The following is a 16,001-nucleotide window of genomic DNA, read 5'->3' as shown; positions in this document are numbered from 1 at the left end:
TAGAAAAATTATAAAACAATCATTTTTACATCAATCTAAAAAACAAACAATCATGACAACACTAGTTAGAATTACAATCGCACTTGTTCTCGCCCTTTTGCTTACCTCTTGTGGCTTTGACATTAACTTCGGAGATTTTGGCTCAGGTGAAAAAGGAAACGGCGTAGTCGTTGAAGAAACTCGAGAAATTACCGAGGAGTTTACAGAAGTATCAGCCTCTGAAGGCATCGATGTTTTTGTAACCCAAGGTTCTGATTTTGATATATCGGTCGAAGCAGATGAAAATATCATGGATTTGATCGGTACCGATATTAGAAACGGTAAATTAAAAATTCATGCTATAGAGAACATCGGTAGGGCTACAAAAAAAGTGTTTGTAACCATGCCCAAAGTTTCTAGTCTAATCGCTTCTAGTGGTTCTCATCTAACTACAGAAAATATGATACAGGCCGAAAAACTACAAGTAGATGCCAGTAGCGGAGCAATTATAGATGCTAATGTTACCGTTACCAATATGGAAATTGATGCAAGTAGCGGCGCAAACATATCACTCGCAGGTACTGCTAAAGAAGTTTACGTAGATGGCAGTAGTGGTGCCAATATCAAAGCAAACGAACTTCAGACCTTAGCTTGTAATGCAGATGCGAGTAGTGGTGCAAATATTAGCATTGATGTTACCGAAAATCTAACCGCTGAAGCTTCTAGTGGTGGCAATATATCGTACAAAGGCAACCCATCGGTACAAAAGAACAAATCGGTTTCAGGTAGTGTGCACAAATATTAAAACACATCAATCAACTCAACTTTAAAAACCCACTGAATTATTAGTGGGTTTTCATTTTTTAGTCAAAGCCTATTATGTATATTAGTACTATGCAAGTACACTTAAAGAAATACGTATTACCATTGAAGCACACCTTTAGTATCTCAAGAGAATCGCATGATTTTCAAGATACTATGATAGCTTCCTTAACGTTGAATGGTCAAACTGGTTTCGGTGAAGCAACTTCGAATCCATATTACAAAATTACCATCGAAAGTATGATGGATGAAATTGGGGCCATCACACAAGAAATAGAAAAGTTTGAATTTACCACGCCAGAAGTTTTTCATGCCTTTTTGATGAATAAAGGCTTATCGAACTTTGCTATTTGTGCTTTAGATTTAGCTGCTCACGACCTTTACGGAAAACTATTAGGAAAGCCATTATATGAAATTTGGGGTACAAGTATAGAAAATTACCCTATTACCAATTACACCATAGGTATTGCCGCAGTTGATGTTATGTTGGCCAAAATGCAAGAAATGCCATGGCCCATTTACAAAATAAAGTTAGGTACCGCCGATGATGTGGCCATTGTTCGAGAGCTTAGAAAGCATACCAATGCTATTTTTAGAATAGATGCCAATTGCGCATGGACCGCCCAAGAAACTATTTTTAATGCCCCTCTTTTAAAAGAACTAGGTGTTGAGTTTTTAGAGCAACCATTAAAAGCTGATGATTGGTCTGGTATGGAAGAAGTTATGCATCATAGTGTTCTACCGGTGATGGCCGATGAAAGTTGCATTATCGAAAGTGATGTTGAAAAATGCGCGCTGCATTTTAGTGGTATCAATATTAAACTTACCAAATGTGGTGGACTCACCCCTGCCCTACGCATGATTAAAAAAGCGAAGGATTTAGGCCTTAAGGTTATGGTAGGCTGCATGACAGAATCTTCCGTCGGTATTTCCGCAATTGCACAGTTAATTCCACAATTGGATTATGTGGATATGGATGGTGCGCTACTTTTAAAAAGTGATATTGCAACAGGAGTACATATTGATCCTAGCGGAAAAGTCATATTTCCCAAACTTGCCGGTACCGGTGTACAATTATTATAATGATTACCGTTGATGAATTTCCTGGTAGAGCAATTACAATAGATGGCAAAGACTTTCTGTACTTTGGTGGTACCGCATATTTAGGTTTACAGACCGATTCTGAATTCCAATCCTTATTCATTGACAACATTAAAAAGTATGGCACTTCATACAGTGCATCACGAAAATCCAATATTCGAATTTCTATTTTTGATAAGGCTGAATCATACTTATCAAATATGGTAGGCAGTGAAAGCTGTATTACCATGTCATCAGGCTATTTGGCTGGGCAATTGGTCTGTGATTATTTTGATAATGAAGATTATAAATTATATTATGCACCTAATACCCACTCTGCCTTATTTAGAGGACAACAAGAAGTGTATGAGAGCTGGCAGCAACTTGAAACTGATATTCTAAATGACCAAGAAAAAAAACAGATCCTATTTTTAGATAGTATTGATTTTAATGGCAGTAATTACCCCGATTATAAAGCACTTCAGAAATTACCATTAGAAAATATAATTCTTGTTATAGACGATTCTCATGGTATTGGTATCACTGGTGAAAATGGTGGTGGTAGCTTTTCTAACTTGCAATCGTTAAAACCAAAAGAACTTTTAGTCACTTGCTCATTAGGAAAAGGATTTGGCGTACAGGCAGGTGCCATATTTGGTCGACGGTCGATAATTGAAAGTCTTAAAGAAACTCAGTTTTTTGGTGGCTCAAGTCCTGCTATCCCAGCTGCTTTAGCCACATTAATAGACGCTCAATCTATTTATTCAGAGAAAAGAGACCTATTACTTCGCAATACAGCCTTATTCTTGAAAAATTTAGCTAACCCATTCTTCTTTTCAGCTTCTGCAGGTCACCCTACATTTAGTTTTAAAAATGAACAAATGGCAACCTTTCTAGAAGAAAATGGTATCCTAGTCACCAATTTTCACTACCCAACGGAAGATGATGAATTAATGAGTCGTATTGTTCTAAATTCTTCCCATCAAAAAGCGGATATTCTCAAACTTTGCAAAATACTCAACAATTCATTAATCTATAATATCTAATAAACACAAATTATTGTTGTCACATTCGTAATATTTTAATTAAAATTTTAACATACTGTAAATTTAATTCGTATCTTTTTAGTAGATAATTAATTTAATTATAAACTAAAATATATCACCATGAAAAAAATTATAGGATTGGTTTTATTGATGCTTGTCTTGGTTTCTGCCGCCTCGACTAATTCAATCAACGAGAATTATATGCATACCATTCAAGGCACATGGGAATTGGAAAGTTTCTACAATTATGATGGACAAAAAATTATAGATACTGTGCCGACTACCGAAGGTTATAGACAAGTGAAAATGTATTATAATGGAAAAATTATGTGGAGTCGTTATGTACCTGTTGACAAAATAGGCCGTTTCGGATACGGAACCTATAAAATTACAGATGATAGGCTTATAGAAACTATTGAATATGGTGATAATGAAATGATAATGGCCATGGACACCATGCGAATTTTCACTTTCGAACTTGAGCTAGGCGATGATAAGTTCAGTCAAATAAGCTTAGATGAAGAGGGAAATAGAACTTTCTCAGAAAACTACAAAAGAATCGATTAACTTAAATTCAATTATATTTAAAAAACGCCGTTTCAATGAAACGGCGTTTTTTTATATAACTAATTTTAATCCATAGATTATACTAATCTGCTATCGACTCCTCTACAGTGTCTATAGTAGCCAAATAACGTTCAGCATCTAAAGCAGCCATACAGCCAGTACCAGCTGCAGTTATTGCTTGCCTGTACTCTTTATCTTGTGCGTCACCGCTAGCAAACACCCCTGGCAAATTCGTTTTGGTAGATTTTCCCTTAGTAATCAGATAGCCTGTTTCATCCATATCTAACTGACCTTTAAAAATATCAGTATTCGGTTTATGCCCAATGGCAATAAATAAACCAGTAATAGCGATATCTTTTTTTACACCTGTTTGATTGTTTACTACTCGTAAACCTTCTACAACTTGTTCTCCAAGAACTTCGTCAACTTCCGTATTATATAAAACCTCAACATTCTTTAAGCTATTAACTCTATGTTGCATTGCTTTTGACGCTCTCATTTCGTCCTTTCGCACCAACATGGTTACTTTATTACAAATATTAGCTAGGTAAGATGCTTCCTCTGCAGCTGTATCGCCTGCACCGACTATCGCAACATCTTGACCTCTATAGAAAAAACCATCACAAACAGCACAAGCAGAAACACCTCCTCCACGTAAACGTTGCTCACTAGGGATATTTAAATATTTAGCAGTAGCACCAGTAGAAATAATAATAGTTTCAGCCTCTATTTGTTTTTCCCCATCGGCAACTACCTTATGAATACCCCCAACCTCTTTTGAGAATTCAACTGAAGTTATCATACCTATTCTAACTTCAGTACCAAAACGCTCAGCTTGCTGTTGTAACTGAATCATCATGGTAGGACCATCGATACCTTCTGGATAGCCTGGAAAATTATCTACTTCTGTGGTAGTTGTCAATTGCCCTCCAGGTTCCATACCGGTATACATGACAGGTTTCAAATCTGCACGTGCAGCATAAATCGCTGCTGTATAACCTGCGGGACCAGATCCTATAATTAATGTTTTTACGCGTTCTATTTTATCAGACATAATATCAAGTGGTTCAATTATTGTTCTCAAATACAAAAGTAGGTTTTTGAGCAAAAAACTTGCAATTAAGTTATCAAAAGTTTTAATCTAATCATTAGATAATAACATACCTAATCTATAATTTTAATCAGTATTTCTTAATTATAATATTATCATAAAATATGTAAAAATTGAACCTTTGCTATTTACAACACGTAAGCAATATAGAACCAATGAAGTTATTGATAGATGAAAAAAATAAAATGTGCCATAGTTGAAGATTCAAATGTACAACGCACTTTCTTGGAACAGGTCATAAATAAAACTTCAAACCTAGAACTTTTATATTCATTTACCAGTAGTACCGAGGCCTTAGAAAAAATTAATTCATCTCATATTGATTTATTATTTCTAGACATTGAGATGCCCGTTATGAATGGATTTGAGTTTTTAGCAGGGTTGAAAACAATACCTCAAGTAATTATTACCAGTCAAAATCCTAAGTATGCCTTAGAAGCATTCGATTATAATGCAATTGATTTTCTATTAAAACCTTACAGTAAAACAAGATTTGAATTTGCAGTTAAGAAAGCTATCAAAAAAATTAAAACAACCACCAATAGCAAAACTGAAAATAAATTGGTCGTTAAGCATAATTTGAAACAGATTGAGCTTAATATTCTTAATATTCAATGGGTAGAGGCACTTGGTGATTATGTAAAAGTTATTACCCCAAAACGAAATTATGTAATTCTATCTACATTAACCACTTTTCATAAAAAGCTCGGTGACGATAAATTTCTAAGAGTACACAAATCGTATATCGTTAACTTAAGCTTGGTTGAACGATACAATCACGAATTCATTGAAATAAAGAATAAAAAAATACCAATTAGTCGTACAAAAGGCATTGAGCTAGACCGACTTCTAAAATGTGTGGAGTAATACCGATTACTCAATTATTTAGTTAGCATATCTAAGCTAGCTACTGTTCTAAAACCTGTATGCTCTAAGGAAGAATCCATACTTGAACCCATACGGGCAGAAACTCGATAACTAGCACAGTAAGTATCACTGCATAAAAATGAACCTCCTTTAATAACTTTCTCTTTGGCAAGTGGATTATTAGGTGTAAACGGACTATTTGCCCCGGTCGGATTGATTAAGACCGCATTTTGACCTTTCATCTTTTTATAGTAATTGGCATTGTACCAATCACTGGTCCATTCCCATACATTACCAGCCATATCATAAAGACCATAGGCGTTCGCAGGATATGATTTTACAGGTGCACGTAATTCAAAACCATCAGCCCTACTGTTATTAACCGGAAAATCACCTTCCCAAGTATTTGCCTTCTTACTCAAAACACTTGCGTCATCGCCCCAATTATAAATTGTACCATACGAACCTGCTCTTGACGCCAGTTCCCATTCAGCCTCTGTCGGTAAGCGCCTATTGGCCCATTCACAATATGCCAATGCATCATCATAAGCAATTTGAACAACAGGATAATTATCTTTCCCTTTAATAGAGCTTTTTGGTCCGTTTGGGTGTTGCCAATTTGCTCCGATGGTCCAGTTCCACCATTGAGAAAAGTCATAAAGGTTAGCAACTGGTGATTTTGATTTTTTAAAAGTCAATGAACCAGGTTGCAAAATAGAATCATGTGGTTTTTGCGTATCTGGTGGCACTTGCTTTTTAAGTTCTTCCCAATCTATTCCTCTTTCCGCTATGGTAATATAGCCAGTGGCTTTTACAAATTCTGCAAATTGCTTATTGGTCACTTCCGTAGCATCCATAAAAAAACCATCTACCGAAACATCTATAGCTGGCTTTTCATGATCCATAGCCATTTTATCTCCATCAACAGCACCTTGTTTAAATGTGGCACCAGTTACCCACACCATGCCTTTTGGTGCAATTAATCCATCGGGGTTGTTAACTAGAACAGTATGCATTTCAACTTCCGAAGTTATATTCTCTTTTACCGCAATTGATTCCAGATGTTTCTTTTCCTTAGTTTCTGACTTACAATTGATCAGCGTTATGAAAAGTATACCCAATCCTATAATGTTGATTCTATTCTTCATACTTTAATTTAACGTCGAATTCTTTTTATAAATCGATACTCTCAATAACGAATTATCGTATTGGACTAATTATATATTGAAAAGAAAGGTTTTCTGGTTTAATCTGATATTCTTCATGTGGAAGTAATCCCCAGCTGTTATCACCACCTACACCCATTTGACTGTGGTCTATATTGATATTTATCAAGTCTCTCTTCGGTATATCGAAAGTATGTTGTTGATTCTTCTTTATACCCTCATCAAAATCAGAATTTAATTGATGATGTGCACTAAAAGCAAACAGTTTTGGAGAACTAATTCTAATTCCTTTTCCTGCAGTATTGGCAAATGAAACTGTTCTTATATCTGTTCTATTTCCGTTTTCTTGAGGACGGATATATTCGAAATATAAATCGGAAACACTTGCGTCATACAACCCAACCAATGCAGAAGTTTTACGATCTTGATAATTCTCGTGTTCTCCCCTACCATACCATGCTACCTGATCATAGCTATTATCGATGATTAGGTTATTTCCAAATCTTGGTAAAATGGGTAGGCTATCATGGATACCCATTAATTGTGTATTTACCAAAATATCACCTTTATTGTTAATGGTATAAGTTATGTTCACCTTACCATTAACTGCTGGCAAATCATAATTTGCCAGCAGTTTAAGATCTTTACTTATTTTAAAAGGATTCGCAGAAAGCTTTACCGCATCTATAATCTTCTTACCCGCATTAGAATTCACCTCTAAGTTGATTATGTTTTGAGTTTCTGTGGCTTGCTTCCATTTTTGTAAACGTTTTGGCATATTATAGCCATAATCATTATCTGTTGGAGCGCGCCAGAAATTTACACTTGGTCCTTTTTCTAATAAATTTCCTTGCCCATAATCTATAGACATTAGCGTACCATCGGCACTATTAAAACCAATTTCAAAACCTTTTCCCTTTACAACAATAATAGCATCAGCTTTGGTTACTTCAAGTCCGTCTATAGTATCTTCAAAAACCGACGGTTTATAATCTGTTAATTGAAACTGCTCATAGGCCAACAAGAAATGTTCTGGTATAAGTACACCTTCTTTTTTCGTGGTCATGTAAACGTTTAAGTGATATTCAGAACTTGAATTAAGTAGTTCTGGTAAATCTATCTGAATTTCTTTGGTTGCATATGGCGCGATATCTACATCTGCGATTTTGCCTTTTTCTACTACTATTCCGTTTTCTAATAACCTCCAAGAAAAGGCATACTCTGATAAATTCGTGAAATCGTACATGTTCTTTAAACTAATCTTACCCGATTTCGGATTATTAGATCTGAACTTCACATTTTGATATACTTTTTTCACTTCAAATAAAGATGGGTGTGCAGAACGATCCGGGTTTACCAATCCGTTTAAGCAGAAATTGTTATCATTCTGTAATTCCGCTCCTCCTAAATCACCCCCAAAGGCATAGAATTCTACTCCGTTCTTATTTGTTGCTTTTAATCCTTGATCTACCCAATCCCAAATAAAGCCGCCTTGCAACACGTCATACTTTTCAATAACATCCCAATAATCTTGTAAATTACCTACACTATTACCCATTGCATGGGCATACTCACATTGAATTAAAGGTCTTTTAGGGTCATTTTTGGCATACTCGATAGTTTGCTTTATTGTTGCATACATTGGAGCTTGTATGTCTGTATTTGAGAAGTTGGTTGCGCCTTCATACTGTATTGGTCGGGTAATATCATGGGCCTTTAACCAATCATACGTATCAAAAAGGTTTTGTCCATTACCTGCTTCGTTACCCAGAGACCATATAACAATTGAGGTATAATTTTTATCGCGCTCGAACATGCGTATGGTTCTATCTAAATGCATGGCATTCCATTCTGGTCGATATGCTGGGTGAATTTTTATTGCTTCTTCATCGCCATCTAAACCTTGGTTAGTAGTTCCCATACCATGAATTTCAATGTTTGCTTCATCAACTATATAAAAACCATATTTATCCGCCATTCTATAGAAAAACTCATTTTTTGGGTAATGGCTGCATCGAATCGCATTGATATTGTTGCGCTTCATTACCTCCATATCTTTTAGCGTAACCTCTTCACTAATTACATGACCGGAAACTTCATCATGATCATGTAGGTTTACTCCTTTTATAAGAACCGGTTGGCCATTCACTAAAAATTGATTGTTCTTGATTTCAATTTTTCTGAATCCAATTTTAGAACCTATAGCTTCTGTTACATTGCCTTTCTTGTCTTTTAATGCGAAGAGCAATGAATACAAATTCGGTTTTTCGGCATTCCAGGTTTTTACTTGAGGTAGTTCTTGAGAAATTTTAACCGAAGTGGTACCCTCATTTACATCTATTGTTCTATTTATAGAATAAAGGATTTTATCACCATCGAGCAAAGTGACTTCTATTTGATATCCTTTTAATTTTTTGCCGGTATTTGATAATTTTAAATCTAGGTCGAATTTACCATTGGTGTAGGTATCATCTAAATCTGCCACAACCGTGTAATCTTTAATGGTTGCTGAATTAGTAGCGTATAAATAAACATCACGGTCAATACCGCTTAAACGCCAAAAATCTTGGTCTTCCATATAACTGGCATCCGACCAGCGTAATACTTGTACTGCCAAAGAATTAGCACCTTCTTTAAGGTATTTAGAAATATTGAATTCTGCAGGTGTTTTACTGCCTTCACTATAGCCAACCATTTGCCCATTTACATACACATACATGGCTCCGCTAACACCACCAAAATGCAAAAACACTTCTTTGCCATCCCAGCTTTTTGGTGTTTCAAAACTACGCTTATAGCTACCTACAGAATTGATATCATGCGGAATAAAAGGTGGATTCTTTGGAAAAGGGTACACCACATTCGTATAGATTGGCGTACCATACCCTTTTAATTCCCAGTTCGAAGGAACGGTAATTTTATCCCAGCCCGTAGTATCAAAATCAGTATTAAAAAAGGTAGTAGGTCTTTCTGCTACACTGGCTACATACTTAAAATCCCACTCACCATTTAACGATTGATAAAAAGAGGAATTCTCCCAACTATCATTCTCCAATGCCATTTTTTCATTTTCATAACGGTATAGGGCTGCTGTTGGTGCTTCTCTATTAATCTGAAAAATTTCAGGATTCTCCCATTCCGGATTTTCCCATTTTGGCGCTTGGGCAAAGCAAAATGCTGTCAAGAAAAAGGCACCCAGTATGCAAATTTTAATTCTATTTTTCATGTTGAAACTGTTCTTTTTTAGTAATCTTAAAAAATACAGAAATCATTATATAGTTAATGATTTCTGTATTTAATTGAAATTAATATTCAGAATTCTCATTTTAGCAACTAAAATTATAGCTCCCCAACGATAATCCTATCCTTGCAAAATACAATTAAACTAGCGAAAGAGAAAAGGAAATAATATGGATGATTACTTATTTTGAGCGTATAATATGGCATCCATCGTTTAATTGCTTAAGAGTCCTTTTTCTAAAAGGGGAATTTGAAAACGCGCTGTTGCCGGTTTCGTATGTTCATTTTCAAAAATATCGGCCGCTTTTTTTAAAACATCGGGATGCATTGCCGCTATATTTTGCTTTTCTAAAACATCGTCCTTTAAATTATAAAGTTCCAAGGTTGGTTTTTCCTTATCATTTAGGTGTTGTCTTATAACTTTCCACTCGCCCATTCTTATGGCTACTTGCCCTCCATATTCAGGAAACTCCCAATATATGAATTTATGCGTTTCCTGCTTTTCCTCACCTAATAAGGTTGGTAAAATGCTAATACCATCGGTTTGCTCTGGTAATGATATTTCAACAATATCTGCAAAAGTAGCCAGCATATCATAATGTGCCGATGGTAGGTCGCTCGTAGTACCTGCTTTTATCTTATTGGGCCAAGTAAAGAACGTCGGCGCCCGAATTCCACCTTCATACACAAAGCCTTTTCCTCTGCCATATTTTCCATCAAATGGTTTAGCACTATCAAAGAAATCGGGGTCGGCACCACCAGCATAACTTGGACCATTATCTGAAGTAAAAACAATTAAGGTATTATCATAAATACCTTCGTCTTTTAACTGCTTAACCAACTTACCTACATTCTCATCGAAATAGGAAACCATGGCGGCATATGCTGCATGTGGATTCTGATGTGAAAAATATCCATTGCCTTCACCTGATAAATAAGGCTCTTCTGGACCGAATTTTTCAATGTAATAATCTACCCAACGTTGTGGCGCTTGCAATGCCACATGTGGAATAGGAGTTGCCCAATACAAGAAAAATGGATTGTCTTTATTCTCGGCCACAAAACCAGTCAACTCTTTGAACATTAAATCTGGCGCATAGTCCGTCAACGTATAATCTTTATAGCTTTCTGGGTCATTCTGGTCTGCACCTTTAGGAAATGGTGAACTTGGTGCAATAGTGTCATTGGCTAAATGAACCCTGTTTCTGTTTTTGTATAAGTGCAAAGGATAATAGGTATGTGCCTGTCGTTGACAGTTAAAGCCGTAGAAAAAATCAAAACCCATTTCATTGGGAATCGAATGTGTATGTGGTGCTCCTAATCCCCATTTACCCACTAGTGCTGTTTTATATCCGTCATCTTTAAGATAATTGGCAATGGTTTTTGTGCCTTTTGGTACTGGCCGTTGACCTTCTAAAGTAGAATCTTTTGCCATCGCTATATAATTCCAAACATCACCGCGGTCATTCCACTCATCATTGCCGCGTATAAATGCTTTACCAGAATGTTTTCCTGTTAAAAACATATAACGTGCCGGTGCACATACGGGCGCACTAGAATAATGCTGCGTAAAAATCATTCCCTCTTTGGCAAGGGCATCTATATTGGGAGTTTCTATTTTCTCTTGCCCAAAAACTCCTATTTCAGCATAACCCAAATCATCGGCCAATATATAAATGATATTTGGTTTTTGAACTTCGGGTTCAATTGCCTTCTTTTCTTCTTGACAAGATAAAAGTTGAATGGCTATTAGCGATAAGAGAAATAGATTTTTCATGGTAGTTTGGTTGGAAATTTTCTTCTTAAAGATACCTTTTTTACATATTTTGATGGCATGCCTATGCCTATAAAAATGCCATACTCAAAGTTGAAGAATCGTTTCAATTTACTAAAATTTCTGTAATTAGGCCCTTAAACATTGCTATTCCGGTATCTATCAATTCATCTGGAAAATCATAATCAGCATGATGCAAAGACGGATGCTGTTCACCAGCACCTAATCCGAAAATGACACTCTTATAGTGCTGAGAAAACCATCCGAAATCTTCACCAAACCGAAGTGGGGAATGTATCTTTTTTAAGTCGAATCCTTTTTGAGCGGCAACCTTTTCAACCAATTCAGTACAGAATGCATTGTTTTCTGAAGCAGGAAAAAACTCAAACCAATCAATGTTATGGCTCAATTGATACTTTTTAGCCACTACATCAACTGAATCTTTAATTTTATCCTCTAACCCACTCATTAACAAACCACTCCACGTTCTAATTGTATAATGAATTTCAGCACTTTCAGGAGAAATACCATAATTCTTTTTGCCTATATCAATACAAATGGGAGTTAGCAAAGCAAAATCATCACTTTCAAAATCGGGATTAGCAAATGTAGCTAGTAACTGAATCAACTCCGCCGATGCTAGTACCGGATTCACTCCATTTTCTGGTTCAGAAGCATGAGCTTTTTTTCCTTTCAATCGAATACATAGACTTTGCACCGTAGCTGTAAAATAACCAGGTTTAACTAGTACGGAATGCATTTTCTGACCTGGTAAATTATGTAGTGCAAAAACATAATCTGGCGCAAGGTTTGTAAACCTAATATCCCCTAACATTTTAGCTGCCCCTTTCCCTGTTTCTTCAGCAGGTTGAAAAAGTAATACTACTTTTCCATTTTTAATTTCAGCCTCTTCCAACCACTCAGATAAACCAGCCACAATGGCCATGTGCCCATCATGCCCGCATTTATGGGAAACACCCTTATTTTTAGATTGATATGAAAATGTATTTTCTTCCAAAATTGGTAACGCATCCAGTTCACAACGTATGGCAACGGTTGGTCCGTCATCTCCAAACTCATAGATTACCGCAATTCCCTCCCCACCGATATTTTCAATGATATCGGTAGGATGATAATCCTTTACAAATTCAACAATACGTTTTGCAGTGGCATGCTCCTCACCAGAAAGTTCAGGGTATTTGTGTAGTTTTTTACGTAGATCAATCAAGCTTTCGTTCATAGTAACAATATACTTTCATTATGATGAACCTTTGAATACAATTGCTATTTTATTAGTCAAATGCCGTAAACTATTATTTAACTTTAGAGAACTGGACTAGCGCCTTACAAAGTAAACAGCCTTTTAAACATGTATTTAATTCTGAACCCCTCTTTTTTTTAATAGTTTTAAATGGGAAATAACTCCGCCTAGATAGGTTGTTTGATTAGGGATAATATTGTTTTTCAATAGAGTATCATACAAGATTCTGTTTAGTTTTGGATAATGATAATGACTGATATGGGGAAATAAGTGATGTGCAACATGGTTGTTTACTCCACCAAAAATAAAGTTCGCTACATTACTAAAAGGATAAAAATCATTCGAACTTTTTATTTGATTCATAAACCATGACATATTTATCAATCCCTCTGAATTAGCTTTAGGATAGTTTGCACCAGATACATGATGCGTGATAAAAAAAGTGAAAAGCGTATACAAAGATTGCACCATGTGCATTACTAAAAATGCTGTCAATACCACCCAAATAGATTGAAGAGAATACAACATTGGAAAGATTAATAAATAGAAAAGGTAAAACGATTTTAGTGTAATAAATGTTACCAAGTATCTTATTCGTTGCTTTTTGCTTTTGGGTGCAAATTGTTTCAAAACAATGAAGTCTTTCATAAATACCCAATAAAAGGAATACGACATGTAAGCAAATGGAGCATATAAGTATTGGTATTTATGATACCATTTACGACTGCCTTGTGGTAATACTCGAATTAATCCGGTAATAGCTAGGTCTGTATCAAAATTCGCAACATTTGGAGCAATGTGATGAGAGTTAATATGTCTTTTTTTCCATGCCTCAGGGTGAGCCCCCACCAATGTATAGATAAACTCAAAAAACAAATTATCCCAAAAGGGGTGTTTAAAAATTGAATGATGACTCAGGTCATGCGCAAAATTGAAACAAAGTAAAACAGCTATAAAACCAAATAAAACGAAATTTAAAATGAACGCAATAGGATTACTTATTGTATAGATTAAAATGTAGCTAGTTATAGCCAAACTAAAATAGAATAAACCTTTAAGCACAAAATACCTGTTGGCTTTTCGTTTGTCCATTGGAAGTTTCTCTTGAATTTGATTGTAAATCGATTTATACAAATCTGCGTGTGCAGTTACATAAAGATGCTTTGCTCTCATAAGTAAGGGGAATAATTGATTGTTGACGCCCCATTTTATAAAGGAATCTGTAATAAGACCTTAATGCTTGTCCATAAGACATATTCATGTAATTAACCCCATGTTTTTGAGCTGTTTCAATAAAAATGGGTAATATTTTAAGGTAATGAACATGGCTAATGTTGGGCAAAATATGATGCATAGCGTGAGCATTAAATCCGCCTAAGGTCCAATTTAAAAAAGTGCTCTTGGCATTATAGTCAACCGAGGTTCTCATTTGTAAAGTTGGCCAGCTAATTGGTAGTTTCCCTTCTTTATCCGGGGTTGGGTGTTCAACATAATCAGACAAATGAGAAACGCCTAACACACTTGTGAAAATAATAGAGACCATAAAATGATTTAGAACAAAAGCCAAAAGAACATTGTAAATACCAAAAGGCAGTAAATAGGCAGGGATTATAATCATATAGCCGATATAAAGCAGTTTAAACAAAATAAGTTTCATAACCTCTATAAAAGGCATATCAACCTTAATTGTTCTGCTAGATTTTCTAAAAAGCATTAAAAACTCACGAACAAAGAACCAGTTAATAGAATACAATAAACTTAATATTGGTGCATAGAGGTATTGATATTTATGAAATGTTTTTAGTGGTTGTGTAGAAGTCATTCTAAGCACAGGGTTATTGAGTACATCAATATCGCTTCCTTCTATATTTGTATACAAGTGATGGGACTCATTGTGGTTCTTTCCCCATACATATGCGTTATTACCTTGAAGGTTAAAGCTAAGCGAAAATAAAAATTTGTTCCAAAATTTGCTTTTTACCGCAACTCCATGAGCTGCATCATGAGAAATATTAAACGCTGTTAAAAGTATTGAAAGCCCCATGAGCAAATAGAAAGAATAAAACGAAATTGTTGATATACTGGTAATCATAAGTGCATAAAACAAGATGTCAAGAGTGAAATACATGGATATTTTAAATAGCATAATTTTATTCCCTGTTTTCCGAATATTCTTAATCGAAAAGTACTGCTCAATTCTCTCGTTAAGTTCTTTATAAAAGTCAGAACCTTTGTCTTTTGTAAATTTTAATTTCTTCATTGTTAAGATTCTTTCAAATTGTTTTCAACCGTTTTGCTATGGTTCGTTGAGGTGATTCGTCTAAAGTACAATCCAGCCGAACCTAAAGATAACTTTTTGAGCGTGATTTCCGTTTAGGAGATCTGCAAGCAATGAATTTTAGTCTTTGTTGAACTAGTTTATTCATTTTAGCAACTCCACTTTCTTTTTAGATCTTTATTTGGTTAGCTAGAAATAAACAAGCTAATATGATAGATATGTTTATACCTGCTCTTACTATCCACGGAAATTTTGAGTAATCAATTTTCGCATAGTCAATTAAAATAACAACACCAACCATACATAAAAACCATGGAGTTAGGAGTAGGTTAAATTTCCATTTTAATAACATGATAGCAAGGTCATGGATAAATCCACAGACGACAAAAGTGATTATTAGGGATAATGCTTGAGGTAAAATGAGTTTAAGCGGTTTGAATATATATTTCCCCAAATAGAATCCCCAGATTGGATTCCAGAATTGCCAAAATATCAAAAATTTCCTGCTCCCAAAGAACGACTCAACATATTTCGAAGTGATTCACTGTTACCCAAAGGCACGCCATTTCTTCTTTTTACATATTCAGATAAATTCAAATTAACAGTTTATATATTCTAGGTTTTAATTAATTACGACGGTCTTGGCTATGGTTTCTTTGCGGAATGGTTCGGCAGAACTATTCCGCCATAAACCAAAATTAGCAAATACGCAGGAATTTCCGAGAGGAAATTCCGCCGCAATGAACTATAGGCGTTGTGCTTGTTGCACAAGTTATGAAAAAAAGCCTCCCAAAGATCTTGCGGATCCAC

Annotated in this window: 12 protein-coding genes; 5 read left to right on the top strand and 7 right to left on the bottom strand. The window is 35.4% G+C overall.

What is annotated here, in order from left to right; translation table 11 throughout:
* The first annotated feature begins 52 nt into the window (after positions 1-52).
* The 4 genes from AACZ49_RS16725 to AACZ49_RS16710 all read left to right on the top strand — a co-directional run bounded on the left by AACZ49_RS16725 (position 53) and on the right by AACZ49_RS16710 (position 3,494).
* Positions 53-784, top strand: coding sequence for a head GIN domain-containing protein (locus tag AACZ49_RS16725; protein ID WP_339657218.1), 732 nt, complete (start codon positions 53-55; stop codon positions 782-784).
* 89 nt (positions 785-873) lie between these two features.
* Positions 874-1,884, top strand: coding sequence for a dipeptide epimerase (locus AACZ49_RS16720; RefSeq protein ID WP_339657217.1), 1,011 nt, complete (start codon positions 874-876; stop codon positions 1,882-1,884).
* Complete coding sequence (locus AACZ49_RS16715; protein WP_339657215.1) at positions 1,884-2,927, top strand: aminotransferase class I/II-fold pyridoxal phosphate-dependent enzyme; 1,044 nt, start codon at positions 1,884-1,886, stop codon at positions 2,925-2,927. The genes AACZ49_RS16720 and AACZ49_RS16715 overlap by 1 nt, the downstream gene beginning before the upstream one ends.
* A gap of 120 nt (positions 2,928-3,047) precedes the next feature.
* Complete coding sequence (locus AACZ49_RS16710; RefSeq protein ID WP_339657213.1) at positions 3,048-3,494, top strand: hypothetical protein; 447 nt, start codon at positions 3,048-3,050, stop codon at positions 3,492-3,494.
* 82 nt (positions 3,495-3,576) lie between these two features.
* Here AACZ49_RS16710 and trxB read toward each other — a convergent pair whose 3' ends face one another.
* Positions 3,577-4,548, bottom strand: a complete 972-nt coding sequence (gene trxB, locus AACZ49_RS16705) for a thioredoxin-disulfide reductase (protein WP_339657255.1) — start codon at positions 4,546-4,548, stop codon at positions 3,577-3,579.
* 228 nt (positions 4,549-4,776) lie between these two features.
* Between trxB and AACZ49_RS16700 the strand changes: the two genes are divergently transcribed.
* Positions 4,777-5,472, top strand: coding sequence for a LytTR family DNA-binding domain-containing protein (locus AACZ49_RS16700; RefSeq protein WP_339657211.1), 696 nt, complete (start codon positions 4,777-4,779; stop codon positions 5,470-5,472).
* A gap of 14 nt (positions 5,473-5,486) precedes the next feature.
* On the opposite strand, the gene AACZ49_RS16695 is transcribed toward AACZ49_RS16700, so the two are convergent.
* From AACZ49_RS16695 to AACZ49_RS16670, 6 genes are all read right to left on the bottom strand, one after another.
* Complete coding sequence (locus tag AACZ49_RS16695; protein ID WP_339657210.1) at positions 5,487-6,620, bottom strand: formylglycine-generating enzyme family protein; 1,134 nt, start codon at positions 6,618-6,620, stop codon at positions 5,487-5,489.
* 52 nt (positions 6,621-6,672) lie between these two features.
* Positions 6,673-9,864 (bottom strand): glycoside hydrolase family 2 TIM barrel-domain containing protein, encoded by a 3,192-nt coding sequence (locus tag AACZ49_RS16690; protein WP_339657208.1) that lies wholly within the window; start codon positions 9,862-9,864, stop codon positions 6,673-6,675.
* 228 nt (positions 9,865-10,092) lie between these two features.
* The gene (locus AACZ49_RS16685) at positions 10,093-11,655 is read right to left on the bottom strand and encodes an arylsulfatase (RefSeq protein WP_339657206.1); all 1,563 of its coding nucleotides are present in this window, start codon (positions 11,653-11,655) and stop codon (positions 10,093-10,095) included.
* A 103-nt stretch (positions 11,656-11,758) separates the two neighbouring features.
* Complete coding sequence (locus AACZ49_RS16680) at positions 11,759-12,892, bottom strand: amidohydrolase (RefSeq protein ID WP_339657204.1); 1,134 nt, start codon at positions 12,890-12,892, stop codon at positions 11,759-11,761.
* A gap of 135 nt (positions 12,893-13,027) precedes the next feature.
* Positions 13,028-14,086 (bottom strand): fatty acid desaturase, encoded by a 1,059-nt coding sequence (locus AACZ49_RS16675; protein ID WP_339657202.1) that lies wholly within the window; start codon positions 14,084-14,086, stop codon positions 13,028-13,030.
* The gene (locus AACZ49_RS16670) at positions 14,040-15,173 is read right to left on the bottom strand and encodes an acyl-CoA desaturase (RefSeq protein WP_339657200.1); all 1,134 of its coding nucleotides are present in this window, start codon (positions 15,171-15,173) and stop codon (positions 14,040-14,042) included. Before AACZ49_RS16670 ends, AACZ49_RS16675 begins: the two co-directional genes overlap by 47 nt.
* Positions 15,174-16,001: the final 828 nt, after the last annotated feature.

This window comes from uncultured Maribacter sp., from assembly GCF_963975365.1.
In the GTDB taxonomy this organism is placed as follows: domain Bacteria; phylum Bacteroidota; class Bacteroidia; order Flavobacteriales; family Flavobacteriaceae; genus Maribacter.
This window is presented reverse-complemented; position numbering and strand designations above follow the sequence as displayed.

Coding starts and splice junctions, on each gene's coding strand:
- AACZ49_RS16700 (WP_339657211.1), top strand. CDS start 4,777: ATGAAAAAAATAAAATGTGCCATAGTTGAAGATTCAAATGTACAACGC.
- AACZ49_RS16725 (WP_339657218.1), top strand. CDS start 53: ATGACAACACTAGTTAGAATTACAATCGCACTTGTTCTCGCCCTTTTG.
- AACZ49_RS16670 (WP_339657200.1), bottom strand. CDS start 15,173: ATGAAGAAATTAAAATTTACAAAAGACAAAGGTTCTGACTTTTATAAA.
- AACZ49_RS16720 (WP_339657217.1), top strand. CDS start 874: ATGCAAGTACACTTAAAGAAATACGTATTACCATTGAAGCACACCTTT.
- AACZ49_RS16695 (WP_339657210.1), bottom strand. CDS start 6,620: ATGAAGAATAGAATCAACATTATAGGATTGGGTATACTTTTCATAACG.
- AACZ49_RS16690 (WP_339657208.1), bottom strand. CDS start 9,864: ATGAAAAATAGAATTAAAATTTGCATACTGGGTGCCTTTTTCTTGACA.
- AACZ49_RS16685 (WP_339657206.1), bottom strand. CDS start 11,655: ATGAAAAATCTATTTCTCTTATCGCTAATAGCCATTCAACTTTTATCT.
- AACZ49_RS16680 (WP_339657204.1), bottom strand. CDS start 12,892: ATGAACGAAAGCTTGATTGATCTACGTAAAAAACTACACAAATACCCT.
- AACZ49_RS16675 (WP_339657202.1), bottom strand. CDS start 14,086: ATGAGAGCAAAGCATCTTTATGTAACTGCACACGCAGATTTGTATAAA.
- trxB (WP_339657255.1), bottom strand. CDS start 4,548: ATGTCTGATAAAATAGAACGCGTAAAAACATTAATTATAGGATCTGGT.
- AACZ49_RS16710 (WP_339657213.1), top strand. CDS start 3,048: ATGAAAAAAATTATAGGATTGGTTTTATTGATGCTTGTCTTGGTTTCT.
- AACZ49_RS16715 (WP_339657215.1), top strand. CDS start 1,884: ATGATTACCGTTGATGAATTTCCTGGTAGAGCAATTACAATAGATGGC.